The organism is Actinomadura sp. NPDC023710 (genome assembly GCF_040639875.1).
Lineage (GTDB): Bacteria > Actinomycetota > Actinomycetes > Streptosporangiales > Streptosporangiaceae > Spirillospora > Spirillospora citrea.
The window spans coordinates 1-26,443 of record NZ_JBFAGB010000009.1; the positions used below are offsets into that span (position 1 = coordinate 1).

Genomic DNA, 26,443 nt, shown 5'->3' on the forward strand with positions numbered 1-26,443 from the left:
GGCCCCGGGGGGCTCGGAACCGCGGGGCCGCCCCTTTGACGCGTGCTGCTCAGCTCAGCTGGACGGTGCCCGTGACATCGGCGGCCAGGCGGAGCTGGTCGCCGTCGCGGAGCGGGGCGTCCACGCCGCGGGGAAGCCGCTCGCCGTTGACGAACGTCCCGTTGGTCGAGCCCTCGTCGCGCACCCACGCCGTCCCGGACGGGTCGAGCCACACCGTCGAGTGGCGCCGCGAGACGTTGTCGTACTGCGTGAACGTGGTCGCCACCGGCGACTGGCCGGCGTCCCGGCCGAGCACCAGGTGCTGGCCGACCGAGACCTTGAGCTCTCCCGTGGGGAACTGGACGCGCAGGACGGGCGTGCCCTTCTGCGGCAGCGGGCGCAGGCACGAGTCGCACTGTGCGGCGCCCGGGTTGGACAGCACCGCCTCGCAGTACGGGCACATGAACGCCGTGCTGTCGGGCGCGGGCGACCGCTGCTGGCCCTGGTTGTGCTCGTGCGGCAGCAGCGTCGCCTCGCGGCCGTGCAGCGGCTGCCCCCCGTGCTGCGGCTGGCCCCCATGCTGAGGCTGGCCTCCGTGCTGCGGCTGCCCGTACTGGGGCTGCCCATGCTGCGGCTGCCCGGGCTGCGGCTGCCCGTACTGGTGGTCGGCCGGACCGGGCTGCGGGGCACCGTACTGGTCCTGCGGGGCGCCGTACTGCTGCGGCTGCTGGTACTGGTCCTGCGGCTGCTGCTGGTAGGGGTCGGGCGCCTGCTGCTGCTGCGGTGCGCCCCACTGGTCCTGGGGCGGCTGCTGCTGCGGCGCGCCCCACGGGTCCGCGGGCGGCTGCTGCTGCGGCTGGCCGTACTGCTGCTGGCCCTGCTGCGGCTGCTGCCCGTACGGGGCCTGTCCGTGCTGACCCTGCCCGTGCTGACCTTGCCCGTGCTGGTCATGGGACTGCTGCGGAGGCATGGGCGGACCCCACGCGTCCGGCTGTTGCTGCTGTTGCTGCGGCGGGCCCCACTGGTCCTGGGGCGGCTGCTGCTGCGGCGCGCCCCACGGGTCCGCGGGCGGCTGCTGCTGCGGCTGGCCGTACTGCTGCTGCCCGTGCTGGGGCTGACCGTACTGCTGCCCCTGCTGAGGCTGCCCCGGCTGGGGCTGCCCGTGCTGCGGCTGGCCGTACTGGTCCTGCGGGGCGCCGTACTGCTGGCCCCCCTGCTGCGGCCCCGGCGGCGGGGGTATCCGCTGCGGTTCGTACCCGCCCGGGCCCTGCTGGTGAGCGCCGCCACCGGCGCGTGCCAGATTGGCCCCGCAGCTCATGCAGAGCAGATCACCCGGCTGGAACGGTTCGTCACAGACCGGACAGTTCAAGGTCGCCATGACACATCCCCCGAGCGCACCCCGGCGCGGTCGAGCCTCGACGTGAGGCGCTCCATGTCACCTCTTCGCGGGATCCCTATGTAGTACACCCGCTTTCCCTCCGGCCCTTCGTCCACGGACACCTGTACTCGGGGCCCTCTTCCTCCAGTGTCGCCGACGCCGGCCACTGCCCCGTACCGCTCGCGTCCCAGGGGGGACACCGGCACGACACGCTGGTTGGCCGACCCCCTCCAGAGTAGGGAGCCGTCCCCGGGGTGTCGCCCCCCAGGGTTGAGCCGGTCGACGTACGGCCCCGTGACCACGGCGTCACACATGTCCACGATCTCGCGCGTCACAGCGGCGCGCGAGAGCCGAGAGTAGACATATCCGCTGTAAACCAATATGTCCAACGCAATCGTCTCACGGTCGCGGGTCTCCCGCCACGCGCGGATCCCCCGCACCAGGGCCGCCAGCGCGGCCGGCTGCTGGAAGGGTTCGCCGCCCGAGATGGTCACCCCGTCGACCGGTTCGGGAAGGGACGCGAGCCATCCTAGGACCGCTTCGACGGGGATGGCCCTTCCCTGGTCGGCGTCCCATGTGTCCCGGGAGAGGCAGCCGTTGCAGTGCAGCGTGCAGCCCTGCGTCCAGATGCCCGCCCGCGTCCCGGGGCCGAGTGTGGTCACCGGATAGTGCGCCTTGGCGAGCAGGAGCGTCTCACCGGCGCCGTCTCCGGCAGCGGGGGGACGGCCCGCGCTCACTGGAGGTCCAGGTGCACGATGCTGCCCTCGCGCCGGATCCCCGTCACGGTCACCTTCTCGTCCGGGACGAGCTCCCGGTCGAACAGCGCGCGCGCCAGCGGGTTGACGAAGTGCGACTCCAGCGCCATGCCGATGCCGCGCCCGCCCTTGGCGAGCTCCTCCGTGCACCACTCGCGGAGCGTCTGCAGCGCGTCCCCCTTCACGGCGAGGACGAGCCGGTGCTCCTCGGTGACCCGCCGGCAGATGTTCGCGAACTGCAGGTCGAAGATCTTGTGCGCGGCCTCGCCGGAGATGAAGTCGAACACGACGATGTTGTCGCCGAACCGGTTGAGCAGCTCCGGCCGGTTCAGCACCGCCGTGAAGTGGTCGGCGACGGCGCCCTTGATGCGCTGCTCGACCTGTTCGTAGGACATCCCGGGTGTGATGTTCTGCACACGGTCCGGCGCCCCGTACGCGGACCCGTCACCGGCCGTGAGGTCCCGCCCCGGCACGAACATCCCGAGGTTGGAGGTGAAGATGAGGATCGACTCGGAGAAGTGCACGGTGTTGCCGCGCCCGTCGGTGAGCCGGCCGTCCTCCAGGATCTGCAGGAACTTGTCCAGGATCCGCGGGTGCGCCTTCTCGATCTCGTCGAAGAGGATCACCCGGAACGGGTCCTCGCGGACGGCGTTGGTGAGCTCGCCGCCGGCCTCGTGGCCCACGTACCCGGGCGGCGACCCGATCAGCCGGTCGCCGGAGCCCTCCCCGGAGAACTCGCTCATGTCGAAGCGCAGGTAGGCCGACTCGTCGCCGAAGACCAGCTCGGTGATCGCCTTGGCCAGCTCCGTCTTGCCGGTGCCGGTCGGGCCCGCGAAGAACAGCACCCCGCGCGGGCGGCTGCCGGACCTGGTCGCCTGCGCGCCCGACAGCCCGAGAACCGCCCGTTTGAGGATGTCCAGGGTCTTCGTGACCGCTTGCGGCTGCCCGATCACCCGCTCGGGGACGCGCTTCTCGCCCTCCAGCACCCGGCGCCGCAGGTGCCCGCGGCTCCACGGGTTGTCGAGCACGCCCAGCTTGTAGGTGCGGACCGCGTCCGGCAGGTCGGCGAGGTCGACGTTGCGCTCCTTCGCCAGCCGGGTCACCTCGATCATCGACTGGAGGGTCAGCCCGTCGGCCTGCTCGGCGAACGCATCGCACGCCGCGGCCGCCACCTCGTCCGACCCGACGTCGCTCACCCCGAACGCGCGGGCCAGCAGCCGCGCCGTCTCCTGCCGGTCGCCGAGATGCGGGCGCGGGATCGTGATCTCGCGGATGTTCTCGTTGTCGGCCGTCAGCCACGGCGGCAGGTCGCCCGGCCGCTCCACCAGCCAGATGACCGGGTTGTAGAGCGGCTTCGGCCGCGCCCCCGTCACCCGGACGGGACGCGCGCTGCGCGACAGCTTCGCGCAGAACCGGAAGAAGTCGCGCTCGGCCGGCTCCAGGTCCGTCGGGGTCCGGGCGATGCGCGACGCCGAGTCGATCAGGAACGCGGCGCGGACGTTCTCCTGCGGCCGGGCGATCGCGGCCAGATGCCGCGTCAGCCCCTCCAGCGACGGCTTCTCGTCCGCCTTGATCTTGCCGAGCAGCGACTCCGCCGCCGACGCCGCCTCGCCCCCGGACGCCTCGCCCGGGTCGGGAACGATCTGCAGCCCGTCCACCGGGTCGTAGACGGCCATGAAGGACGCGCCGCTGGAGTGCAGCGTCTCCCACAGCAGGGCCCGCAACGGCAGCAGCCTCGCCGGGCCGCCGTCCGACGGGGCGAGGAAACTGTCGTGCAGGTTCCCCGACAGGACGTACTGGGAGTGCACCGAGAGGGTCGCGTCCAGCTCCCGGATGAACGGCGGCCAACCCTGCAACCGTCCCCCGAGGGTCGGCGAATCAATGCTCATCTAGTCACTCCACTCCGTCCGCGCGCCCCCTGCACACCTCACTTGTGACGCTCGCGGGAGCGTTCGCGTTGGGCGGCACGACCCCTAGTCTGCCGTGCCTCCGCCGAAACGGGCAGCTCACGCACCCCGGGCTCCAGCCGCCACGCCACGTCCGAGCGGATCCCCGCCCCCGCCAGGCGCTCCCGTGCCGCCTCGAACGCCTCGCACCACTCCTGTTCCCGCTCGATGTCCACCCGGCGGTCGTCCTCGCTCTCGGCGGGCCGCTCGCGCACCATCGAGGCGCGCACGTGCGCGGCGTCGTCCACGCGCATCCGGACGCTGTGGTCGGGCCAGGCGCCCTTGGTCAGCGTCACGGTGCCGTCCTCGGCCGTCAGCGTCTCGAACCCGGCCTGGACCTCGTACCCCATGTCCTCGAACGCGGCCGTGACCGAGTCGAGGACGTACCGGCGCTCGGCCTCGGCCTGCTCGGCGGCGTCGCGCTCGGCCGCCCGCCGCCGTTCCTCGTCCCGCCGCTCCCGGGTGCGGCGGTTGGCCTCCTGGATCCGCAGCCGCACCTCCTGAAGGACGCCCTCCGCGTCGGCCGGCGTCGCGACGCCGGCCAGCAGCCCCGCCGCCTCCGCGACCGCCCGCCGCTCCGCCTCCCCGGCGTCGGGCAGCAGCCGCACCATGATCCGCTCAAGGTGCTCGCGCAGGTCGCCGGCCCGCGGCGGCGGCGCGGCGCCTCCGGCGGCGGACTCCAGGCCCTCGGCGGGGACGTCGAAGATCTGCGTGCCGACCTGGGCGGCGAGGTGCTCGGAGAGGCGTCGTTCGGCCTCGTCCAGGACGGGGTCGGTCGCGGCGCACCAGGCGGTCAGCTCCGCGGCGGACCGTCCGGCCGGGTCGAGCCGGCCGGGCAGCGGCACGTCCGCCCCGATCTTCGCGCGGGTCTCGGCGAGCGCGGCGATGCGCGCGTTGCGCTCCACCGTCTCGCGCAGCGCCCTCTCGTGCGTCCGGACCTCGGCGAGCGCCGCCGCCCGCGCCTCCGCGCGCCCGGCGGCGAGCGCCGCCAGCGCTTCCGCGCCCCGTCCGGCCAGGCCCGCGCCGTGCCCGAGCAGGCGGTTCATGCCGAGGCTGAGCACCACCGCCGCGTCCAGCGCGATGTCCGCGTCGATCCCGCTGCTCATGGGGTCCCTCCGATCGCCCGTGCCTGCCGCCAGTGGTGCAGCCGCACCCCGGCCGCGACGGCGTGCGCGGCGGGGACGGCGATGAGGACGAGGACCCACAGCAGGCTCGCGATGGACGTCACCGCCGCGAGCAGGAGAAGGAAGAGCAGCAGCGGCACCGTCGCGGCGACGAGCACGCACCCGCAGCCGCGCCGCCCGGTCCGCTGCGCGGCGCCCGACATCGTCTGGGACGCCGTCGACAGTCCGCGGCCGCCCGCGCCGAGGATGCCCGAGAGCATCGCCCATGGACCGTGGGGGAGGTAGTCCGCGCCCTGCGCGCGCGCCACGATGACCTCGCCGCCGCATTGCACCGCCCAGGCGAGCACGGACGCGACGGCCAGAACGCCGAAGGAAATGCCCGAAGACGAACTGTGCAGGCCGACCGAGGTCGTGCCGTCGTCGTCGCCTCCGCCGAACAGCGATCCGATGACCCAGCTCACCAGGAGCCAGAAGAACAGCAGCGGCGACGTCAGCGCGACGGCCTTCACCATGGCCGAGTTGCGCCCGGCGAGCCGCCGCCGTTCGCGGTCGGCCCAGTGCGTGCGCAGCGCCTCGTCGCGCTGCTCGGCGGCGTGCCGCTCGCGCGTTCGCGACTCGCTCTCGGCCACGGCCTCGGGGGCGGCACGCGCCACGGCGAGCAGCCGCAGCGGATCGTCGCCGGCCCCGTCCACCATCCAGGAGAACCACGGCACCGGTTCGGAGACGGGCACGCGCGCCCGCTCCGCGCCCTTGGCGATCAGCCGTCGCGTCTCGTCCGGACGCGCCGCCAGCGCGAGCAGGGCGAGCAGCACGGCGGGCGGCTCCTCCGCGCCGGCGTCGGGCAGCCGGCCGGCGAGACCCGGCGGCGCGGAGCCCTGCTCGCGCAGCCAGCGCGCCAGGTCGTTCCATGCCGACACGTGCGCGCGCCACTGGTCGTCGACCCGGGCCAGTTCTTCGCCGCCCGCGAAGCCGGCGAGCACGGGCAGCAGGCGGTGCTCCCACAGCGCCCGCCCGATGAGGCAGGCCGTGCGGTGGTCGGGATGGCTCCGGTCGGCGGCCAGGCCCGCCAGTCCGGGCAGGTCGGCGGCGGTGATCCGGCGGCCGAGGTAGTGCGGGGGCATCGCCGGATCCAGCCACCGGACGAAGTGGAGGAGCTTGACGTCGGGAGGCAGCGTCGTCATGAGGTGGCCGTCGACGAGCGCGATGCGGCTGTCGTCGGGAATCTCCGCGAGCCATTCCCGCAGGCTCCGCCACGCCTCGCCGGTCTCGCCCCGTCCGAAGAAGTACTGGGCGGCGTGGTCCCAGTTCTCGACGAGCGCGCGCGCCAGTTCACTCCTGCCGGTGTAGCGCCGCCCCTTGAACGGCAGCCCGACGCCCGCCTGGACGCTCTCCTCCGCGACCTGCGGTGAACCGCCGTCCAGCCACTCCCGGACCTGCTCGCCCGTCCATCTTCCGCGCGGGTCGCGGGTCAGCAGGCCCTGGCACAGCAGCCGCAGCCGCGGGTCGGGGACGTCGTCCGCGCTGACCGGCCGCGTCGCGAGATGGTCGACCACGACGGTCTCGCTCAACCCCTGGAAGGGCGGCCGACCCGTGGCCAGCTCCCGGACGATCATGCCGAGCGACCACCAGTCGCGCGCCGGCGACACCTGGCCGGACAGCGACTCCGGCGCCGCGTAGGCCAGCGTCCGCGACGACGAGGCGAACACCACGCTCTGGTCGAGGACCCGGCTCAGCCCGAAGTCGGCGATCGCGAGGCGCAGCGGCTCCCTGCCCAGCACCAGCACGTTCTCGGGCTTGAGGTCCCGGTGGACGATGCCGGCGCGGTGCAGCGCCCGCAGACCGGTGGCGAGCTGGGCGGCGACCTCGCCGGCCGTCTCCCCGGGGAGCGGCCCCTCGTCCATCAGCGTCCGCAGGTTGCCGTCCGGCGCGTACGCGGCGACCTCGTAGTCGCGGCCGTCGGCGTGTCCGGTCTCCAGGATGCGCAGGACGTTCGGCGCCTCCAGCGCGGGCAGCTTCGCCCACACCTCCCGGTCGGCGCGGTACCCGCGGCGGAAGATCTTCACCACGAACTCGGCGCCGTCGCCGTCGCGCACCAGGAGCAGGTCGGACTCGGCGCCCTGCACGGGCAGTTCGGCGACCACCGCGTACCGCTCGCCGAGCACGGCCGGCAGCCGCATCAGCGGATCTCCCGGACCGTGCCCCTCCCGCCGGGTCGACGACGCCGGGCGCGGCCCGGGCACCCCCGCGTCCCGCCGCGTCGTCCCGGCATCCCGCCGGGTGTCCCGCGGCGGGGTGCCATCGAACTCGCCCACAGCAGTCCCGTCTAGCCCTTGTCCTTGATGGCCCGAAGATACTCGCTGATCTTGAACTGGTTGATGACGAACTCCAGGACGATCCGGGTCGCGAACACCTGGAAGAGCCACACGAACGGGGACGCGAGCAGGAGGAGGTAGCCGAACGCCGCGCTGTCGTCGATCCACGCCAGCCCGTACACCGCCATCAGCAGCGAGAACAGGGAGATCGGGATCAGCGCGAGCACGTAGAGGATCTTCACCACCCGCGTGGTGATCATGTTGTCGAAGTTCAGGTCGAACAGCCCCCCGAGCACGTTCCCGCCCCTCGGCTCGCCGGGCGGGGGCGCCCACCCCTGCCGCGGGTCCTGGAACCCGGAGGCCGGGCCGGGAGGGCGGGGCCCGGGGACGGGGCCGGGGCCCGGAAAGGGACCGGCGGGCCCGCCGGGCGGCGGACCATAGGGCCCGCCAGGCCCGCCGGGCGCCTGCGAACGCGGAGGGTGACCAGGGTCCGGTGGGTTCGTCATCACCGTCGTCTCCAGTGTGGGGGCCGCTACACGGAGACTCTAAAGCCTGGCTCCGTCCCCCGCCGGAACCCGCCGCGCGACGATCCCGTATCGCGCGAGGGCCGGTGCGGACGTCCGGACCGGTGGCGCCAGGGTTCTGGCACCACCGGTCCGGACGAACGGTGCGAGGCGAGGCGCCGGTCCGCGCCGGGCGTCAGGCGGCCGGCACGCCGGTGGCCGGCTGCGCGGACCGCACCTCGGCCTGGTTGGGCTTGGCGGCCAGGCCCGGCAGGTCGGTGGTCGCGGCGCGCAGGCGGGCGATGCCCTCGGCCCCGAGGTCGCCCAGCATGATGTCGTAGGCCAGGTCGCGCACCGTGTCGACGCCGACGGCCGAGTGCAGCATGGCGGCGATGGTCTCGGTGAGCACCCGCTCGTAGGCCTCGAACTTCAGCGTCTCGGCCACCGCCGGGTTCCACTCCAGCTGGTCGCCCGCCGTGACGTGCAGCTGCAGGCCGCCGGTCACCGGGTCCACCTGGTCCAGGTCGATCTCGGCGGCGACGCGGCCGCGGGCCGCCGGCGTTCCGTCGTCGGCGAACAGCAGCGCCGGGATCGTGAAGGTCACCTGCTCGGCGGGCTTGCGCTGCCGGACGGCGTTGCCGCGCGGCACTGCCGGGACGTCGACGTGGTCCAGCTGCGACAGCATCCGGAACGTCGCCAGGCCGAGGATGCTGTTGATGGCCAGCGCGGTCGCCCGGGTGACCGTCTCCATCTCGCCGGGCTTGCGGGTGAGGTAGCCGCTGAACCCGTAGGCGATGATGCGGTCCCGGACGGGGGAGCGCAGGAAGATGCGCAGCCGCACCCCCGCGACGGGGAGTTCGAACTCGGTGTCGGCGTCGCTGACGTCGGACCGGACGAAGCCGCCCTCCGACCTGGTCAGCTTGCCGGCCAGGGTCAGCGTCCCCTCGTTGCCGGCGCGGGCGAGGGTCAGGACGTAGAGGTCGCCGTCCAGCTCGGTGATCACTTCGTCGCCGAGGACGACCGACAGGGCCCGCGCCGTCTCGTTCAGGCCGTGCAGGGTCCTGCGCGGCATGCGCAGCCGCAGCTGGTTCTGCGCCGTCACCCGCCCGGCGACGGTGCTCTCGACGTGCTCGACCTCCCGCTCGGCCTGCTTGCCGGTGTAGTTGCGCAGGCTGAACGCCAGGACCTCGTTGTCCGTCCGCACCCCGCAGGTCGCCTTCAGCGCCTTCTTGGCGCTGAGCGGGTACGGCAGGTCCTGCCGGACGTACTTGGTCGCGTCCACGAACACGGGAACGTCGTCGTCGAAGAGGCGCCGGACGTAGAATTCTTCCTTGGTTTGCGTTGGCACTGTGCACCCTTCTCCGTGTCCAGCCGCCGGCCGCGGACGGCCGGCGGTAACGTCGGCACCCGGCCGATTCCGGCCAGGTGCGGCACCGGTCGCCCCGGCCGGTGTCCACTCTTCAGTCATAACCGTTTCGGGCCAGGTCGGATCGGCAAGTACCAGAGGACCGGACGACGAGCGCCGACGAACCGGTTGACAAATAAAGCATGCGGCTCGCCCCGTCGCGTGGACAGTCATGCGTGACACACGGGGGCGGCACACTACAAAGGAGACCAGATGCACCAGTTGACCGATTACGTGCTGGCCGTTCGCACCACCGGTTCACCTCCGGCGATCGAAGGGGTCAAGTCGGTCGACCTGGTTCCGGGCGACGACGAGGACGTGATCGCCGCGACCATCGCCGGCCTGCGGGCGAGCGGCCTGACCGCGGCCGACTTCCGATCGCGCGTGATCTACCTCGCGCCCGAGGACCCGAACTGCCTCGTCCCGTACGCGGCACTGTGCGGCTTCGCCGGCCGCCGCGTCGACGCCTACGCCGGCGGGACCGTCCTCGAGTTCTCGCGGCTGGACCCGCAGGGGGAGGCCTTCACCGACGCGGGCCGGCCCCCCGGGTACCTGGAGTGGGGCCAGGTCGGCGGCCAGGACGCCGAAGGCGTCCCGACCGTGCAGGTCGGCTCCGGCGCGCAGCAGTTGGTCACCCCGGAGGCCGCGACCGTGATCCGGTACGCGGCGCGGCTGCGCATGGTCCCGCCGGACTCGGCCCGGGACGCGCTGGCCACCTTCGTGCTCGTCGCGGCGCTGCGGCGGCGGGCCGACGACCGGTTCCCCTACCTGTCCACCGGCAACGAGCCCGCCCCGGTCACCAAGGACGACCCGACCCAGGGCGTCGACCTGGAGAAGCTGCGGCGCGAGGCGGCCAAGTACCGGCAGGAGCTGCGGGCCGGGCGCCGCGGCGCCGACATGGTGCCGCCCGTCCCCGTCTCGCCGCACAACAAGCGGATCGCCGAGGCCAAGTCGGTGGACGTCCGGACGGTGCTGACGCGGCTCGGCTCCTCCTCCGACGACGGGAACCTGTGGCACTGCCCGCGTCCGAGCAGGCACAGCAACGGCGACCAGAACCCCTCGATGAAGGTGTACGGGGACAACCGGACCAGGTGCCACCGCTGCGACGCCGAGAAGGTCGGTCCGATCCGGCTGGTCATCGACGTCCTGGGGGTCACTCCGGACGAGGCCGCGAGCTTCATCCTCGACTCCGACCGTGTCGTGGACATGCGTACTGCCTGAACCGTCCCTGGCGGCCGGGGGGCCGCCCGGGCAGGGGGAACCGATGGCCGATTCGCAGGGCCGCGCGAACGTGGTGCTGCTGACCGTGGATGGAGAGCAGGTGGGCCACGTTCACCGCAGTGTCCTCGAACGGGTCGCCGAGATCGCGGGCCGGCTGGGATGCCGCGACGCCGTCGCGCTGGCCGGTCCGCCGGTCACGTTCGGCGGCTCCTGCGTGTCGCGGCTGCGGCGTGACCTTGAGCAGGTCATCGCCTACGCCGACGCGGCGCAGCGGACCGGCTGGGTTTTAGGCGATATCGCCGTCGCCCCCGGCGATCGGGCGGTGCCGGTGATGGACACGGCGCAGGGCAGGCTCTGGGCCCACCCCGTCCGCGGCTTCGAACTCCACGGGGCGACGGGGGTGCGCCGGGTCACCGAACTGGCCGCGATACCGGGCACCCCGCAGCGCGCCCCCCTGGCCCGTCTCATCGCGCCGCTGGCCGATGCTGCGGCGCGTGCGAGAGTGCTGGAGATAGGCGAGGGGAAGCACGAGCGCGCCGTTCACCTGAGCTGACACGCGACTGAGCCGACACGCGAAGGGGCGCCGCTCGCTGGACGTGGCGAGCGGCGCCCCTTCGTCGTTCCTGGGGAACCGGGTGCGGGCCGTGGGCGGCGCCGCGGCTCCGGTGGGCGGTCAGCGGTCGACGAGCCGCTCCGGCGCGGCGGACGGCCCCGTGACGGCGAACCGCAGCGCCGCCGGGAACTGCGTCTCCGGGTTGGCGATGAGGGCGCCGACCTGCCCCGCGCCCGCCATCTCCTCGGCCACCGCGCCCGGGCGCACGCCGAGCACGTAGTCGGCCTCCATCGGGCTCACCGCGGTGACGCACCCGGCGGGGAGCGTCGCGTACGCCCCGAGGAAGACGCGGCTTCCCTCCGGGATCAGCGAGGCGAGCGCGCGGATGACGATCCGCGCGGCCGGGCCGGTCACGGTCACCGTCTGCATCTGCTGCAGCGCCTGCCGGATCCGGGCGAGCTGGTCCCCGCCGACGACGCCGCTGGCGACGAGGGCGTTGGTGTTCGGGACCGTGCCGCTCCGCCGGCTGATCACGACGGAGTCGTTGACCTTCGAGACGACCAGGCCCCGCTTCTCCCGGGAGGCCGTGATCGTCTTGACGGCCCGGCGGGACGCGGCGAGGTTGGGGAACCCCGGGATCTGGCGGATGCCGCGCGCTCCGCAGACGGTCACCTGGGTCCCGTGGACGTGCACCTCGTCGATCGTCTCGTCGCGCATCAGCTCGCCGAGCAGGTGGGTGCCGTTCAGTACGTGGTAGACCCTGCTGGCCATGGCCGGATCCCCGCCCGTGTGCCGGGTGAGGACCTCCAGCCAGAGTTCGGCCACCCGGGGGCGGAGCGTGGTGGCGATGCGCTCCGCGATGGCCCACGCCGGGTCGGCCGCGGGCGGCGGCTGGGGCGTGGCGGCATCCTCGGGCTCCTGCGGGGTCTGCTCGACCTGCGCGGCCTGCTCGACCTGCTCGACCTGCGGGGCCTTCTCGACCTGCGGAGCCTGGGCGGGTGCCGCGGTCTCGGTGGCATGCCCGGCCGTTCCGAACGGCGTGCTGCGCGTGGTCCGGTGATCCTGCGCGGACGCGGAGGCCTCCGCCGTCCCGCCCGCCTTCGGCGCGGACGGGGCTTCGGCGCTCTGCGCGTCCTCGGGGGTCTCGGGAGGCTGCTCCGGCGGCGTGTCCGCGGGCTCCCTCGGCTCCTGCTTCCGGGGCCTCTCCTGCGCCTTCGGCTTCGCGGCGGCCGACGGAGCCGGAGCCTGCGCCCCGCCCGCCCCGGCGCCCGCCCCGGCCACCGCCTGGTCGGACGGGGATCCGGCGGCCGGTCGCCCCGGTGCGGGAGCGGCGCCGTTGGCGGAGTCGTCCCAGGCGGAGAACAGTGATGCCCAGTCGTCCTGCGGACCCCGCTGGTCGGCTCCCGTCTCGGAACCCGGGCCAGAACCGTTGGCGGTACCTGTGGCGGCGCCCGTGTCCGCCGGCGCGGAGGTGCCCGTGTCCGCCGGCGCGGAGGCAGGGGCGCCGGTCACCAGGAGCTTGTCCTGCGAGGGTTGCTCTTCCGGCCCATCGTCCTCCTCCTGGCCGACGCCGATGGCCGCCCAGAAGTCCATTCCGGTGACGGGCTCATTTTGCGCTGCCATATGGCCGCTTCCTTTCTTGTGACAGGGCCGGTTCGAGGATGATCACTTGGGGTCCATGCCGAGGAGCCTCTTCCAGATGCCGCCCCGGCCGCCCCCCGAATGCGCGGCCATGGGCTGGCCGAACACCGGGTCCCCGGTGACGAACTGGAGGATCTCGCGGAAGGTCGCCTCCAGGTCCGGGCCGATCTGCAGCGCGTTCAGCCGGCGGTTGTTGGCGGCCTGCGTCCACTCCAGGTCCTCCGGGATCATGCCGACGAACCGCCATCCGGGCATCAGGTCCATGACGTCCTCCGGGCTGCAGTCCACGTCCGCGCGGGCCCGGTTGAGGATCAGCGACAGCTTCTCGGGGTCGACGCCGCCGCTCCGGGAGTGCCGCGCCATGGTGATCGCGCTGAGCCAGGCGCGGGCGGCCTCCAGCGTCACCCGGTTGGGCTCGACCGGGACCAGGATCGCGTCGGCCTCGGGCAGGATCAGGTCGGTGAACGTCATGTGGAAGAGCTCGGCGACGGGCGTGTCGACGAACACGTAGTCGAACGCCTGCCGCAGCACCGTGATGATCCGCCGGTACAGCATCGCGTTGATCAGCGCCGGGTCGGCCATGGTGACGTCCTGCGGCCCGAGCAGGGTGAACAGGTCGGCGTCCGGGATGTGCGCGAGATGGGTGCGCACGTTCTCCACCCTGAGTGATCCGTTCACCCGGAGCATGTCGAGGACCGTCGGCGACTCCACGTTCAGGTACCGCGCGACGTCGGCCTGCTGGAAGTTGGTGTCGACCAGCGCCACCCTCCCGGGCCGGCCGGCCGCGTGCAGATGCCTGGCCGCGTAGACCGACAGGTTCACGGCCGTCGTGGTCTTGCCCACGCCGCCCTTGGCCGAGGCGATCGCGATGACCCGCCCCAGAGGCACGGGGGGCGCGGGGACCTGCGGGGCTGCCGCCGCGGTCTGCTGGGGGCCCGGCCACCCGTTCGAGGACGGCTGGGCCGGCATCGCGTTGTGGTCCTGCCTCGTTACCGACCCCTGGTCCGGCGCCGGCTCCGCATGGCCTCCCGGGACGGGCTGCTGCCCCGCGAACCCCTGCTGCCCGGGCGCGGCAGCGCCCCACGGCTGGTGGTTCGGCGCCGGGGCGGAGGGCGCGGGCGGTTCGGCCGCCTGCGGCGGCGCGGCACCGGGCCCCTGCGCGAAGGACGGAGGCTGCGCCGGGTTCGGGTTCCAACCCCCGGCAGAAGGCTGACCGGTGGCAGGCGGTTGTTCTGCGGGTGCCTGCGCGGGCGGTTGCTCCGCGGGCGGCGGGGCGGCCGCGAAAGGTTGGGCCACCGGTTGCTGCTGCCCGGCGGCCTGCGTCTGGGACGCGGCCGGCGGCCGGGACGCGGCCGGTGGCGGGGCGGCGGGCTGGGCCGGCGGCGGACCCCCGATGCCGAACAGCGCCAGCAGGTCCGACATCTTGAGCTGCCCGCCGATGACGTGGACGCCCGGTGCGAAGGTGTCGCCGCGTTCCGCGAAGTATCCGTGCACGAGCACGGTGAATCCGCGGCCGGCGAGCCCGTTCGCAAGGACGGACACGCCGGCGCCCGGGAGGTCCTCGACGAACCCCGGGGCGAACATGAAGGCGGCAGGGGAGCCGACCCGCCCGCTCTTGGACAGGTCGCGAAGTTCCGCCGCGGAGGCGGCGTCGTACACCGCGGAGAACCGGCCGGTCTCCCGCAAACTCCGGGCGACGCCCGGATCCCCCGCGACGACGAGGTTCGGCGCAGTTGCCATCACTCAGTGTCCTCAGCGCTCTGGTTGTCACCCGGTCGGCGAAGCGGCCGGAATCTCTATTAGCGACTGTGCGGACAATGATGGATGCCGCCAGCCCCGGTTGCCGGACTGTCTCCCTGAGAGCCAACACGACCAGGGAGATGACAGCACATGGTCAACCTGAGGGCGGCGCTCGGACGTGTCACCGGGACCAGCCGCGCAGGCCGTTCCGAGGCCGACACCGCCACCATGTGGACCACTCCGTACGCCTGGCGTACCGCCGACGGCGTCTACGTCGGCTACAACGGCGAGGTGTGGATCTACCGCACCGTGCGCCTGTCGCCGATGAAGTGGGAGGACCCGGCGGAGCAGCTGTCCATGGCGGCGCCGCTGGCCAGGCTCCTGGGCGACCTGGGCCGGACGTCGCGGCAGCCCGTGGGCGGGCTGGCGACCCTGTCCAACAACCGCAACGTCCATCTGGTCTCGATCACTTGGGACGACCTCGTCACCCCGCCGAAGGAGAACACCGACGAACTGCGCGCCTACCAGGCCGAGGCCTTCGGCTTCCTGGCCCCGAAGCGCGTCCTGTTCGTCGGTGTGCAGCTCCGGTCGTCGCTCATGGACAAGACGTCCCGCGCGGGCAAGGGCTCGCAGGGCGGCATGGGGACGATCAGGGCCCTGACCGACCTGGTCAAGGACTCCATGGCCGACGACGTCCCCGACCTGTCCGACTACCAGAAGGACATGGAGCACATCGCCTCGATCTTCAAGCGGGCGGACGCGCAGGAGCCGACCCGCCAGGAGCTCGACCAGCTGGAGTCCTGGTACAACCTCGGGCGGGGCCCGGACGCGGTGATCGAGGAGATGCCGACCCGGCTCGGCGTCACCGGCATCGGCGAGCTGGAGATGGCCGCCGTCATGCGGTTCGACCAGCCGGTCATGCCGTCCCCGGAGGCCCAGTGGGCCCTGGATGTGATCAGCCACCCCGGCGACGCCCCGCACGTCATCTCGATCAGGGCCGAGCTCGAACCGGCGAACCTGACGCGGTCGAGGGCCCGCCGGGCGCAGCGCCGGATCATGTCCAACATGGAGGAGGAGCGCAAGACCCAGGACCTGGAGAAGGTCGAGCTGTCCCAGACCTTCCAGCAGGCCAAGGAGGTCGAGGACTACCTCGCGAACTCCAACCAGCCCATGCTGGCCAGGTGCAGCTTCATCATGGCCCGGGAGATGACCGACGCCACCGAGACCTACATGGAGTTCCTCGCCCAGTACTACGGGATCCAGATGAAGGCGCTGGAGCACCGCCAGATCCAGGCCCTGGAGGAGACCCTCCCCTGCTCGTCCGTCCGGGTGAACCCGTTCCTGCAGGACGTCAACGTGCCGATGGTCTCGCACGCGGGGCTCCAGGCGTTCTCCGACCTCGGTGACGACCTCGGCGTCTACGGCGGGCTCATCGACCCGGACGGCACGCCGTTCTTCGTCGACCCCCTCGGCGCCCCCCGCAAGAACCTGCCGCCGGTCTTCGGGATCTTCGGGGACCCGGGCAGCGGCAAGACCTTCTTCGCGCAGTCCGTCGCCACCCAGGCCGCGCTGAACGGGCTACCGGTGATCTTCGTGAACCCGAAGGGCGGCGACTCCCTCTACGGGATGGTGGACTACGTCCAGCGGCTGGGGATCCCCGCCGGCCGGGTGTCGATGTCGGCACTGGAGGAGTCGCCCGGGGCCTTCGACCCGTTCCGGTACGCGCCGCCGACGATCGCGGCCGAGATCGCGAACGTGCACATCCTGTCCGCGCTGGACGACTCCCGCGACGGGCTCTCGCTGTCGGAGCGGCTCGCACTCGGCTCCGGGCTGAAGCGGGGCGCGCTCAACGGCGCGCGCTGCGTCTGGGACGCCCTGAAGTACGTCCCCGGCGACGACGCCGAGAGGGTGCGCGGCCTGGTGGAGCAGCAGATGGAGGCGTCCTCCATGTTCTCCCTCGGCATCGCCCTCCAGCCGCTGCCCCGCCTGGACATGTCGCAGCGGCTCACGCTGGTCGACTTCGACCGCGAGCTCGGCCTGCCGGAGGGGAAGACGCCGAGCGAGTACTCGGTGTCGGAGCGCATCGCGCTCGCGGCGGTGCGCCTGGTCATCCGCGCCTCGCTGGAGATCCTCATCGCCAACCGCTCGGGCGTGCTGATCGTGGACGAGGCGTGGACCTTCCTCTCGCAGGCCGAGGGCCTGGCCTCGCTGCAGCGCATCTCCCGCGAGGGCCGGTCGCTGAACATCATGCCGGTGTTCCTCACCCAGCGGATCGCGGACGTGGTCACCAAGGACCTGGAGTCCTACCTGAGCCGGGTGCTGGTGCTGAAGCTGAACGAGAAGCGCGAGGCGGAGACGGCGCTGAGGCTGTGCGGCCTGCAGCCGACCGCCGAACGGCTCGCGCAGATCCGCGAGTTCGGCCCGCTGCCGGCGGAGGACGGCAAACCGGCGCGCTGGGCGCGGGGCATCTTCCGTGACCTGTTCGGGCGGCACGCCCAGGTCGTCCTCGGACCCACGCCGCCGGAGGCGGCGCAGGCGTACAGCACGAACCCGGAGGACCGCCGCAAGCGCGAGGAGGACCGCCGCAAGCGCGAGGAGGCCGAGCGGGCCGAGTACGAGGCGGCCGTCGCCGCGGCCGCGCGGATGGAACAGCCCGGCGCCGCCGCGCCGCCGGGGCAGAACGGCGCGGTCCAGGCCCCGGCGGGGCCGGACATCAACGCCGCGCCGCACACGGGGCACGACGTCACCGCCGCGCCGCCGCGGGCGGGGGAGGAGCAGAACCCATGGCTCGTCGGCTGAGGCCCGGCCCGGCCCGCCGCGGCGACCCGCGGAAGCAGAGCCGCCCCGACCGGGCGGAGCCGGGCGGTGCGAAGCCTGCGCGCCAGAGCCCGCGCCGTGGAGTCCAGCTCCTGGTGTGGGTGCTCGCGCTGACCGTCTTCGGCGGTCTGGCCCTGCTCTCCGGGCAGACCGAGGGGTTCGGGTCCGGCGGCCGGTCGTCGCACGCGGCCGCGCCCGCCGCGCCGTCGGCGCCTGCCGCAGCGCCGGCGCCCTCCGCGCCGTCGGCGCCCTCCGCTTCCTACGCCCCCGTGGCGCAGCCCGGGGCGGGCTCCGGCGGGCGCCTGCTCGCGGCGGCGCCGGACGACGACGTCCCCACCTACGACATCAAGCAGGACGACTGCGACGTCTACAACGAGGCGAGGACCTTCCTGCCGCTGCACCGGTGGACGTCCTTCGAGCTCTTCGTGGTGGACAACGCCCGGATCTTCAAGACCCAGCGGTTCGTCTCGATGATCGCCAGCCTGATGTTCATGGCGGCGGCGCTCTGCTGGCGGATCATCGGCGCGCTCATGGGGTTCGGCTACTCGTTCGACATGATCTGCCGGGCGGCGGATCCGATCAACTCCGTCGTGCGCACCTTCTCCCTGTACGCGGCGTGGTTCCTGATCCCTTCGTGGATCTTCGTCATGGCGGCGGTGTTCCGGCGCTGGTCCAGCAGCGGCCACCGCCGGGGGCCCGCGGCCGCGATGCGCCTGATCATGGTGTTCCTGGCCGCGAACGGGTTGATCTTCTTCATCGGCGACCAGGCCGACAAGCACCAGGACAACCCGACGGCGGCGTACACCGCGCCGTGGATGGCCAAGACCGTCCAGGGCTGGTTCGGCACCATGTCGGACTCGCTTTACGACCTGCAGAAAATCGGCAGAGTCAACGACGGCGTGGCGACGAATCCCGTGTTCTACGACGGCCATCCGGACGGCGGAGCGGGCAAGGTCACCTGCGCGCAACTCGACGAAAAACTCAACGACGAGTACATGAGCCGGAACGAGAAGACCTCGCTCGCCGATGGCAAACAGGCGATGGTGCAGGTGAGCAAGATGTGGGAGATCTCGCTCGTCCGTTCCTGGCAGGCCGCGCAGTTCGGCGAAGGGACGAAGCAGTTCCCCTCGCCGGCCCATGCGTCCTGTCGCTGGCTCGAAGCCAACGCCGATGTGAGCACCGAGAGCAAGCTGGAGGCCTACGACCTGGCCACCGGCCACGGCAAGGGCAAGACCACGGCGAACTCGGCCCGCGGGTACTTCATCGACCCCGCCGCGGACGAGCAGATGATCATGATCGCCTGGGGCGCCTGCAAGGCCAACGACGACGGGCTCGGCAGCGCCCACACGATCCCGCAGTGGGACAAGGCCACCGACACCAAGGACAAGGCGAAGGCCTGCGAGAAGCTCTACAGCGACGTCACCTACGAGGATGACAAGAGCGGGCACCAGTTCAGCGTCGCCGGCATCGACGTGCTCTGCTTCCTCTGCGACAACGGCACGATGGGCACGTTCTACTTCAACGGCGACGACGAGCTCAAGGACAAGCTGGGGAACTGCTACGCGAGCGAGCCGGCCTGCCAGGCCGACTGGAACTTCGTCAGCGCCTGGCTGGGCAAGAACCAGGCCCAGCGGCTCACCCAGGGCCTGATGTCGATGATCGTCGCCTTCGTCTTCCTCTTCGTCATGGGACCGATGGCGATCGGTATGACGGTGTCCAGTGTGGGTTTGGCAGGACTAGTCATGATCTTGCCATTGACACTTCTGCTGATAGGAGCAGGCCTGCCGCAAGGCATGAGACTGCTCAAACTCACCGGAGCGGCGGCGGCGGGTGATGCTCTCTTCACCCTCGGGCTGACGTTCCTGACCATGCTCACCGATACCACGTACCAGGCCATCGAGGCGACCACCAACGATGCCACCCCGAACTTCTTCCAGCAGGTCGCGCAAGGCGCGGCCCCCCTGGTGGCGCTGTTCCTGTTCAGAAAGATCAGCAAGATCCTGAGCCTGGGGGACATCTCCTCCACCACAGGGGCCACGGGGTTCGCCTCGGCCATCGTGTTGCGGAGCAGTGGTGACCGGAGGCTGTCGCGCAACGCCGGCCAGCAGGTGTCCCAGCGCCTCGGCCGCCTCGGCGTGGGCAAGGCGCGGCTGGCAGCCCTGGACGAGCGGTCGCTGCAGCGGCGCATGCTCAACAACCGTGCGACGAGGGCGGTCGCCGGTGTGGCGAAGCGGGGGGCGCAGCGAGCCACCCGCCCGATCACCGACTGGGCGAAGGACAAGTACGACGGCAGCCGCGCGAAGCTCCAGCAGGGTGTCAACGCCCTGCAGCGCAAGGCCGCGTCCGGGTCGCCCGCGCAGCGTGCGGCCGCGTACGCCGGGCTGACCGCCGGCCTGGCAGGCCTGACGATGGTGGCGCCGCCGGCGGTGCTGGCGACGCTGCCGCTGATGGCCTTCACCGGCTCCGCCGCGGCCGGGCGCGGCATCCAGGCCGGGGTCAACGGCGTCAGAGGCGTGCGCTCCGGCGCCGGCGGCGACGGGACGGGCATGGAGGCGATCTCCGCGGCGGGCATGCCCACGGCCGGGAGCGCCCGGTCGGGTCTGCGGCAGGCCGACGACTGGCATCGCAACATCATCCGCGTCAGCGACTCCGAGGAGCAGCGGCGGCTGATGGGCCAGCACGCCGAGGAGGGCCTGAACATGCTGCGGGCCCGGCAGTGGGGCGAAGGGCAGCCCGGCGGGCTCAACCCGGAGTTCACCGGGTTCGTCAACGACGAGGAGAAGATGCGGGCGCTCGCCGACGCGGCGAGCGCGATGGGGCTGAACGCCAGTCAGCTCGCGGTCAGCAACCAGGGACTGCTCGCCCCCAACGTGGAGTTCGCGGGCGGCCGGCCCCAGGGCATCACCGCCGAGCAGTTGGGCATGCTCCCGCACCTGTTCCTCCCCGCGCGCGACCGGCGGGCCCAGATGACCTCCGACGGGGTCATGGAGAACCAGGATCAGCAGATCGCCCGGATGACGGCGCAGCTCAGGGAGCGCGGCTACATCACCGATGAAGGCGAGATCGTCAACGTCCTCGAAGCCCACGGGCTCGACACGCGCCTTCCCGAGGTGAAGGTGCGGGTGGAGCGCTGGCTCGAGGGGGGCAAGGACGAGGAGATCTCACGCATCACCATCGCCCCCCGCCGGGGGGAGGTCGCCGCCGTGGAGGCGGCCCGGGACTGGGCCAACGACGTCGACATGCCGAGCCGCGACATTCGCCAGCACCGCGATCTGGAGGCGGTGAGCGGTGTGATGACCGCTGCGCGGAGAGAGATCGGAGACTTCAACACGATCCGCATCGAGATGCCGGACGGCACCTTCGCGTCGGCCGGCAACCTCCAGCGCCAGCTCGAAGGGGAGATCCGCTCCATGGCGAGCATCGCCATGGAGACCAAGAACCTGCACGACACGATGAACACGGGAGCGATCACCGGGGAGTTCTTCGGAGAGGAGTACGCCCGGCTCACCCAGATGCAGCGGGAGTCCGCCCAGCAGGTCGACCGGCTGAGCGCCATGTTCCGGGACGCGGTCGACGCGTCCCGCTCGGCGCGCGGCGTCTGTGAACTGCGGGTGCAGATGGCCGATCCGAGCAGCATGATCGACGCCGGCGAGCTGACGCGGCTCGCCGACCAGATCACCAAGAGCAACCAGCAGGCGCAGCAGCAGGTGCATCAGGAGATCGACAGGCTGGTCGGTGCCATCTCCCAGCGGCCGACCGACTCCGGGGCCGCGGCGGCGATCATCCGCAACCTCGACGACCTGCGGGACGTGTTCGAGAGGGAGGGCCGTGGCGAACGCTCGGAGAACCAGGCGGTGCTCGACCGGCTGAGCGATCTGGAGCGGTCTCTCCAGGACAGCAGGCGGATGACCCAGGTCGACCCCCGGCTGGCGGCGAACGCGAACACTCCGGTCGACATCCGGAGGGTGCTGCGGGACATGTACCGGGACGAGATGTCAAGGACGTAGCCGTGTTCCACAGTCCCGGCCCACTTCGCTCGCCTGGCGGCTGTGTTTCACAGTCCCGGCCCACTTAGCTCGCCTGGCGGCTCGCTGCGTGACCGGGCCTGGGGCGAACGCGGCATCGCTTCGCGATCTGCCCGGTTCCGCTCGCCTCCGGCTTCGCTCCACCGGCCAGTTCACGCGTTCGCGCGCGTGGCCGGGGCCTCCGCGGACAGGACCTAGCCGGAAGGCGCCGGGAGCCGAAAGAAGAGCCGGCCTCCACCCCGCTGGGGTGGAGGCCGGTCGTCGTCGGGGTTCGGGTCGTGTTCCCGCAGGTTCGGGGAACCTGCGCCTGCGCGGGCGTTCAGCTGACGCCCTCGCAGGGGTTGTAGTCGTGCTTCTTGGAGCACGACTCGAACTTCTTGGCGTAGTCGTTGACCTTGCCGTCGAACACGCTCTCGGAGCCGATGACCTGCCACTCGGTCTCTTCCACACCGAAGGTCTGGTCGAACGTGAGGCGGGTCCCGTCCGTGGAGAGGGTGCCCTTGACCGGCCCGTAGTCGCCCAGGCCGTTGAGCTCGAACGTGTTGCCCGTGCCCACGCCGTTGAATGCCTTCGCCTTCGGGTCCTCGACCTTGCGGCCGTTGCCGTCGAAGTGCACCAGCGTGTAGGTCCCGGTCACCTGACCGCCCTGGGGGTAGACCTTGAAGGTCAGCAGGGCGTGCTGCTCGCCCTGCTCGACCATCGCGATGACCGGACGGGGCTGGTTCTCGGTCGCCGGGGCCGTCGCGGTGGGCTTGGGGTCGGCGTGGTCGCCGTCGCTGTCCGAGCCGGTCATCTTGATGAGACCGAACGTCAGGCCGGCGGCGGCCAGTGCGGCCGCGACGGCCAGGACGATGAGCTGGATGCGTCGGTTGTTCGGCTTCGCGCTGTTCACGGTTGTTCCTTTCGGTGAAGGCGCGAGAAGCCGGGTGATGGACCCGGCTTCTGTGCGCGTCTGATGAGACGCAAACGGGGCCGGGTCGGCTCTGTTTGCAATGTGCTCATCAATTGTCGCGCACAGCACACCTCACTCGCAAGTGGAAGGTGCACTGTGTCTGCTTTTGGCAAGTCTTGTAGGCGGATCGACGACAGAAAAGAAAACGGCCGTTGCGCCGATTCCGCGTGATCAAGATCACGCGGAATCGGCGGCCGTCATGGGCGAGGTCTCACACCTTGCTGGGGTCGATCCAGCCGACCCAGTAAGCACCGGAATAGGCGCGCTCTACCTTGGAGACGTCCCCGGTCTGGTTGGTGTGCACCTTGTAGCCGTCGGCCAGTTGCATGGCCACGTGGCCGGAGTGGGGCTCCACGAGATCTCCGGGCTTCGCCTGGCTGAGCGAGATCTTGTGCGTCCAGCGGGCCCCCACGAACGTGGTGGTGACGGGGGCGTTGCTGCCCTTCGGGTACAGGTTCGGAATGGCACCGCTGTCGCGGTAGGCCCTGGAGACGAAGCTGGAGCAGTCGGCCCAGCCGGGGTCGTTCCGCTTTCCCGAGTCGAGCGGGGCGTAGGGCCAGCCGAGGTGGGTGAGCGCCCACTTGATGGCCATCGCGGCCTGAGGCGTGCGGGCCTGGGCCACCGAGTCCACGCACAGCTTGCGGATGCCGATCTCCTTGGCCCCCTCACGCAGGGTGTTGTTCGGGGCGTTCTCGGGGCAGCCGTCCGGCCCGACCGTCACCTGCACGGTGCCGTTGTCCACCGCGCCGCCGCCGCCGGTGGCGAGCGAGCCGATCAGCTTGCCCGCGCTGTTGAACGGGGGGATGACGCCGCCGAAGAACCAGGCGTACTCGACCGCGACCTGCTCCAGCGGGAGCAGCACGCCCTCGGTGTTGCCGAGGCGGGACCACGCCTCGGTCGCGTCCGGGGCGACCGGCGCGCCGACCGGCTTCAGCGGACGCAGTGCCAGCCGCGGGATGACCAGGGTGTCCTCGCCGACGACCGGCGGGGTCTCCTTGTTGGCGTCCTCCCTGCCCTGGTAGTAGTTGCCCAGGCCGTTGAGGTTGGTGCCGTTCGCTCCGCTCCCCGCCAGGTCGGTGGCGATCTGGGCGAGCGTGTTGTTGAAGCCGGGCGCCCAGGACCCGATCATGCAGGCGCGATCGCTGCCGGGGTCGGTGATCCCGTGGGCCTCCTCCACCTTGTCCAGCTTCGGCTGCCACTCGCTGTACACCTTGTCGGAGCCCGGAGGCTTCTTCAGCGACGCGAACTCGGTCGCGAACGGGGCGATGTCGGTGAGGAACTTCCTCATCACCGTGAGGCACTCGTCCGACGCTTCGAAGCTGTTCTGTCCGGGGCCGATCACAGAGAACAGCTTGAGGTCGGTGCCCATGGCGATGCTGAGCTTCTGCCAGCCACCGACCATCGGCTGGAAGACCCCGAGGTCGTGCGGGCGCTCCTCCGGCGGGACCTTCTCGACGGACAGCACCAGCTTGGCGGCGCCGGCGATGTTCTTGTCGACATCGCACCGGTCCTCGACGCCGGCCTCCTCCGCCTCCTTCTTGGTCATCGGGAAGATGCCCTGGCGCGAGTCCTTGCCGTTGTCGCACCCCTCGGTCTTCCATTTGCCGGCTCCGTAGCTGACCGACATCGCCTCGTTGACGAGGCTCTCGACGGCGGCGGGACGGTTGTCCTGTACGGAGTACTTGAACCCGCCCTCCTGGTACTTTCCGCCGGTGACCAGGTAGAGGTTCTGGAGGCGGTTGGTCTCGCAGCGCCAGATCGAAATGATCTTGAAGCTGACCGACCACGGCTTCTCGGGATCGTCCGGCGGGGGGACGGCGCAGGGCCCCTCGGGGTTCGCGGTGCGCTCCACGAAGATGCCGGAGGTCGCGATGACCTTGCTCCAGTACTTGCGGGCGTTCTCCTGGTCCTTTTCGTTACCGTCGGGCTTCCACTTGGGGCTCTTCGGGTCGCGGTGCACCTTCTCCGCCGCCTTGACGAGCTCGAAGGCCACGAAGTACGAGGACAGGCACGGATTCTGCGGATCGAGGCCGTGCGACCGCATCTGGCCCGCAGCGGCGGGAGTGAGCAGGTACGGCCCGCTGCCCTGGTTGTCCTTGCCGCCGATGTCGGGGTCCGGGTTGTCGACGTCGCAGCCCCAGGCGCGGAGGCCGGGGCTCCCCGCCTCGGACGTTCCCTTGTCCACGCGGAGCGCGGCGGTCTGCGCCCAGGGCCCGGCGGGCTCGACATTGTACGAGGCGGGCTGCGTGCCGCCGGAGCCGGCCGGGTGCGCCTGTGCCGCGGCCCGCATCTTCGTCATGACGCCGTCGACGTACTTCCAGGCCGTCGGGTTGAAGTCACAGGCCCCCGGGCACTGGTCCCACTTCTCCGGGTAGGGTCCCCAACTTCCGGTGAAGTGGTCGACGGCGACCGGCTGCCACTTGTGGTACTTGTTCCACTTCTTGAGGATGTCCTCTTTGGCCCGGCGGTCCTGCACGCTCGGCGGGGCCTCGCACGCCCTCGCGTAGCCCCCGTAGTTGTTCCAGGTGCTGGTGATGTACTGGTAGGCACCACAGGCGGTGCTCTTGTTCGTCCCGGCATTGCGGTCGTAGACGCCGTTCGACTCCTGCATCCGCAGAGCCCAGAGGAACCAGCCGAGCTGATGGCTGAGATCGCCGTCCGGCGGCGCGACGTGGTCGCTCCCGGTGCCGGGCACGGTGGCGGCCGAGCCCGCGCCGGTCACCCCCTGGACCGGCCCCGGCCCCGCGCCCACGGTGTTGCTGACGTTCACGTCCACGCCGCCGGTGCCGTCGCCGGAGCCGTTCCCGCCGGGGACCTCCTTCGACTTGCGCCCGGGGTCGCGGTCGACGTTGTCGTAGGGGCTGTAGCGGGCGAAGTCGGTCTGCGCCTTGGCGAGACCCGCCAGGATCGTCCAGGGGACCTCGGAGTAGTCCTGCGCACTGCCCGAGGTCTGCTCCGACGCCTGCTTGAGGATCCGCTGCCAGTTGCCGGGGAAGTACTCGGCGACCTTGGTGTCCGAGGTCTGCTCGGGCTGGGACTCCGGGACGTCGTCGTCGACGTTGACGCCCAGGAGCATCCCGGCGATGAGGATGATGCAGAGGAACGGGACGAGGATCGAAACGCTGGCGGCCAGCATCACCTTGAGCTTGCCGCGCTTCTTGTCCTTCTCCGACTTCTTGCCGTCGGCCCTGTCCTTGCTCTGCTGGCCGGCGCCGGCCGTGTTCTGCGCGCCGCCCTTCCGGCGCCGGAAACCGTCCCAGAACGACTTGGGTATCTTCTGGCCGATGTTGGACTGCTCGAACTTGTCGAGCGCCTTGCCGCCGGCACCGGAGTCCTTGACGCCGTCGTACACCTTGGGCGCGTACCGGTCGGCCAGGGCGCGAGCGCCGATGTCGGCGGCCTGCCCGAGAAGGTTGAGGCCCTTCTCTCCGAGGTTGTCGCCTTCCGGCATCGACGGGACGTAGTTCGCCGGGAGGCCCTTCTTCGCGGCCGCCTCGCGCAGCTTGCCCTCGGCGAGTTCGCCGGCCGCCTTCTTGAGCCCCTCCTTGGGGTTGCTCTGGGGCGTCTGCTCCGACGGCGTGCCGGTGGGCGGGGCCTTGAGGTCCTTGGCCAGCTGCGCGGCCTTCGCGGCGGCCTCCAGCGCCCGCTGCATCCCGAGCGGGTTGTCCTTGTTGAGCTTGACGGGCCCGCCCCGCAGCGCCGCGTCGCCGTACGGGTTCTTCCCCTGCCCGTCCACGCCGCGGTCGATGGCCGACTGCTCCGCGAGGATGTCGGAGACGTTCTGCGGCTGCTGGGCCGCGGCGGCGATCCGGGGGTCCGAACCCAGCGTGGCGACCTGTTCCGGCGTGAGCTCGGCCAGGTCGTCCGGGAACTCGCCCTCCGCCACAGGCTGCAGCGCCGTCGGCTCGGGCGGAGCCGAGGACGGGCCGTCCTGCAGCTCATCACCGTCCAGAGGGCGCGGTGAGACCTCGGAGCCCTTCCAGGGGCTGCTGTCCTCGTCCATCCAGGGCATTAGCCGCTACCTCGGTTCCGGTACCTTGCTCGGCTCTGCACTCACCCCCCGGGCGCGGGAGACGATCGACCTTGACCGTC

At 71.6% G+C, this 26,443-nt stretch carries 16 protein-coding genes; 5 read left to right on the forward strand and 11 right to left on the reverse strand.

Going from position 1 to position 26,443, the window contains the following annotated elements:
• Positions 1 to 49 precede the first annotated feature (49 nt).
• A complete protein-coding gene (locus AB0H37_RS12520) occupies positions 50 to 442 on the reverse strand; it encodes an FHA domain-containing protein (protein ID WP_179832769.1) in 393 nt (130 codons plus the stop codon).
• Between the two features lie 51 nt (positions 443 to 493).
• Here AB0H37_RS12520 and AB0H37_RS12525 point away from each other — a divergent pair, with 51 nt between their 5' ends.
• A complete protein-coding gene (locus AB0H37_RS12525) occupies positions 494 to 1,441 on the forward strand; it encodes a hypothetical protein (protein WP_360612462.1) in 948 nt (315 codons plus the stop codon).
• Here the strand turns inward: AB0H37_RS12525 and AB0H37_RS12530 are convergent.
• The 6 genes from AB0H37_RS12530 to AB0H37_RS12555 form a co-directional block, all read right to left on the reverse strand.
• The gene (locus tag AB0H37_RS12530) at positions 1,345 to 2,094 is read right to left on the reverse strand and encodes a 4Fe-4S single cluster domain-containing protein (protein ID WP_360612464.1); all 750 of its coding nucleotides are present in this window, start codon (positions 2,092 to 2,094) and stop codon (positions 1,345 to 1,347) included. The genes AB0H37_RS12525 and AB0H37_RS12530 overlap by 97 nt on opposite strands.
• Positions 2,091 to 4,001 (reverse strand): AAA family ATPase, encoded by a 1,911-nt coding sequence (locus AB0H37_RS12535; RefSeq protein WP_360612465.1) that lies wholly within the window; start codon positions 3,999 to 4,001, stop codon positions 2,091 to 2,093. The genes AB0H37_RS12530 and AB0H37_RS12535 overlap by 4 nt, the downstream gene beginning before the upstream one ends.
• 38 nt (positions 4,002 to 4,039) lie before the next feature.
• Positions 4,040 to 5,164 (reverse strand): response regulator receiver protein, encoded by a 1,125-nt coding sequence (locus tag AB0H37_RS12540; RefSeq protein WP_360612467.1) that lies wholly within the window; start codon positions 5,162 to 5,164, stop codon positions 4,040 to 4,042.
• Positions 5,161 to 7,494, reverse strand: a complete 2,334-nt coding sequence (locus tag AB0H37_RS12545; RefSeq protein ID WP_360612468.1) for a serine/threonine-protein kinase — start codon at positions 7,492 to 7,494, stop codon at positions 5,161 to 5,163. Before AB0H37_RS12545 ends, AB0H37_RS12540 begins: the two co-directional genes overlap by 4 nt.
• 11 nt (positions 7,495 to 7,505) lie before the next feature.
• A complete protein-coding gene (locus AB0H37_RS12550) occupies positions 7,506 to 7,790 on the reverse strand; it encodes a DUF4282 domain-containing protein (protein WP_329094776.1) in 285 nt (94 codons plus the stop codon).
• A gap of 403 nt (positions 7,791 to 8,193) precedes the next feature.
• Entirely contained in the window at positions 8,194 to 9,345 is a 1,152-nt protein-coding gene (locus AB0H37_RS12555) for a hypothetical protein (protein ID WP_360612470.1), read from the reverse strand.
• A gap of 270 nt (positions 9,346 to 9,615) precedes the next feature.
• Here AB0H37_RS12555 and AB0H37_RS12560 point away from each other — a divergent pair, with 270 nt between their 5' ends.
• Together AB0H37_RS12560 and AB0H37_RS12565 are read left to right on the forward strand one after the other, a co-directional pair.
• Positions 9,616 to 10,623, forward strand: a complete 1,008-nt coding sequence (locus AB0H37_RS12560; protein WP_179832777.1) for a hypothetical protein — start codon at positions 9,616 to 9,618, stop codon at positions 10,621 to 10,623.
• A gap of 43 nt (positions 10,624 to 10,666) precedes the next feature.
• Positions 10,667 to 11,176, forward strand: a complete 510-nt coding sequence (locus AB0H37_RS12565) for a hypothetical protein (RefSeq protein ID WP_179832778.1) — start codon at positions 10,667 to 10,669, stop codon at positions 11,174 to 11,176.
• A gap of 120 nt (positions 11,177 to 11,296) precedes the next feature.
• Here the strand turns inward: AB0H37_RS12565 and AB0H37_RS12570 are convergent, their stop codons facing one another.
• Together AB0H37_RS12570 and AB0H37_RS12575 are read right to left on the reverse strand one after the other, a co-directional pair.
• Positions 11,297 to 12,799, reverse strand: a complete 1,503-nt coding sequence (locus AB0H37_RS12570) for a hypothetical protein (RefSeq protein ID WP_360612472.1) — start codon at positions 12,797 to 12,799, stop codon at positions 11,297 to 11,299.
• Between the two features lie 42 nt (positions 12,800 to 12,841).
• Entirely contained in the window at positions 12,842 to 14,557 is a 1,716-nt protein-coding gene (locus tag AB0H37_RS12575) for an AAA family ATPase (RefSeq protein WP_179832780.1), read from the reverse strand.
• A gap of 150 nt (positions 14,558 to 14,707) precedes the next feature.
• On the opposite strand from AB0H37_RS12575, the gene AB0H37_RS12580 reads away from it, so the two are divergent.
• Together AB0H37_RS12580 and AB0H37_RS12585 are read left to right on the forward strand one after the other, a co-directional pair.
• A complete protein-coding gene (locus tag AB0H37_RS12580; RefSeq protein ID WP_360612474.1) occupies positions 14,708 to 17,356 on the forward strand; it encodes an ATP-binding protein in 2,649 nt (882 codons plus the stop codon).
• Positions 17,341 to 21,381 carry a hypothetical protein gene (locus AB0H37_RS12585; protein ID WP_329094769.1) on the forward strand — a complete coding sequence of 1,347 codons (4,041 nt, stop codon included), beginning with the start codon at positions 17,341 to 17,343 and terminating at the stop codon, positions 21,379 to 21,381. The genes AB0H37_RS12580 and AB0H37_RS12585 overlap by 16 nt, the downstream gene beginning before the upstream one ends.
• A gap of 337 nt (positions 21,382 to 21,718) precedes the next feature.
• Here AB0H37_RS12585 and AB0H37_RS12590 read toward each other — a convergent pair whose 3' ends face one another.
• Together AB0H37_RS12590 and AB0H37_RS12595 are read right to left on the reverse strand one after the other, a co-directional pair.
• On the reverse strand, positions 21,719 to 22,291 hold the full coding sequence (locus AB0H37_RS12590; protein WP_360612476.1) for a hypothetical protein: 573 nt from the start codon (positions 22,289 to 22,291) through the stop codon (positions 21,719 to 21,721).
• A gap of 271 nt (positions 22,292 to 22,562) precedes the next feature.
• Positions 22,563 to 26,354, reverse strand: a complete 3,792-nt coding sequence (locus tag AB0H37_RS12595; protein ID WP_360612478.1) for a hypothetical protein — start codon at positions 26,352 to 26,354, stop codon at positions 22,563 to 22,565.
• Positions 26,355 to 26,443: the final 89 nt, after the last annotated feature.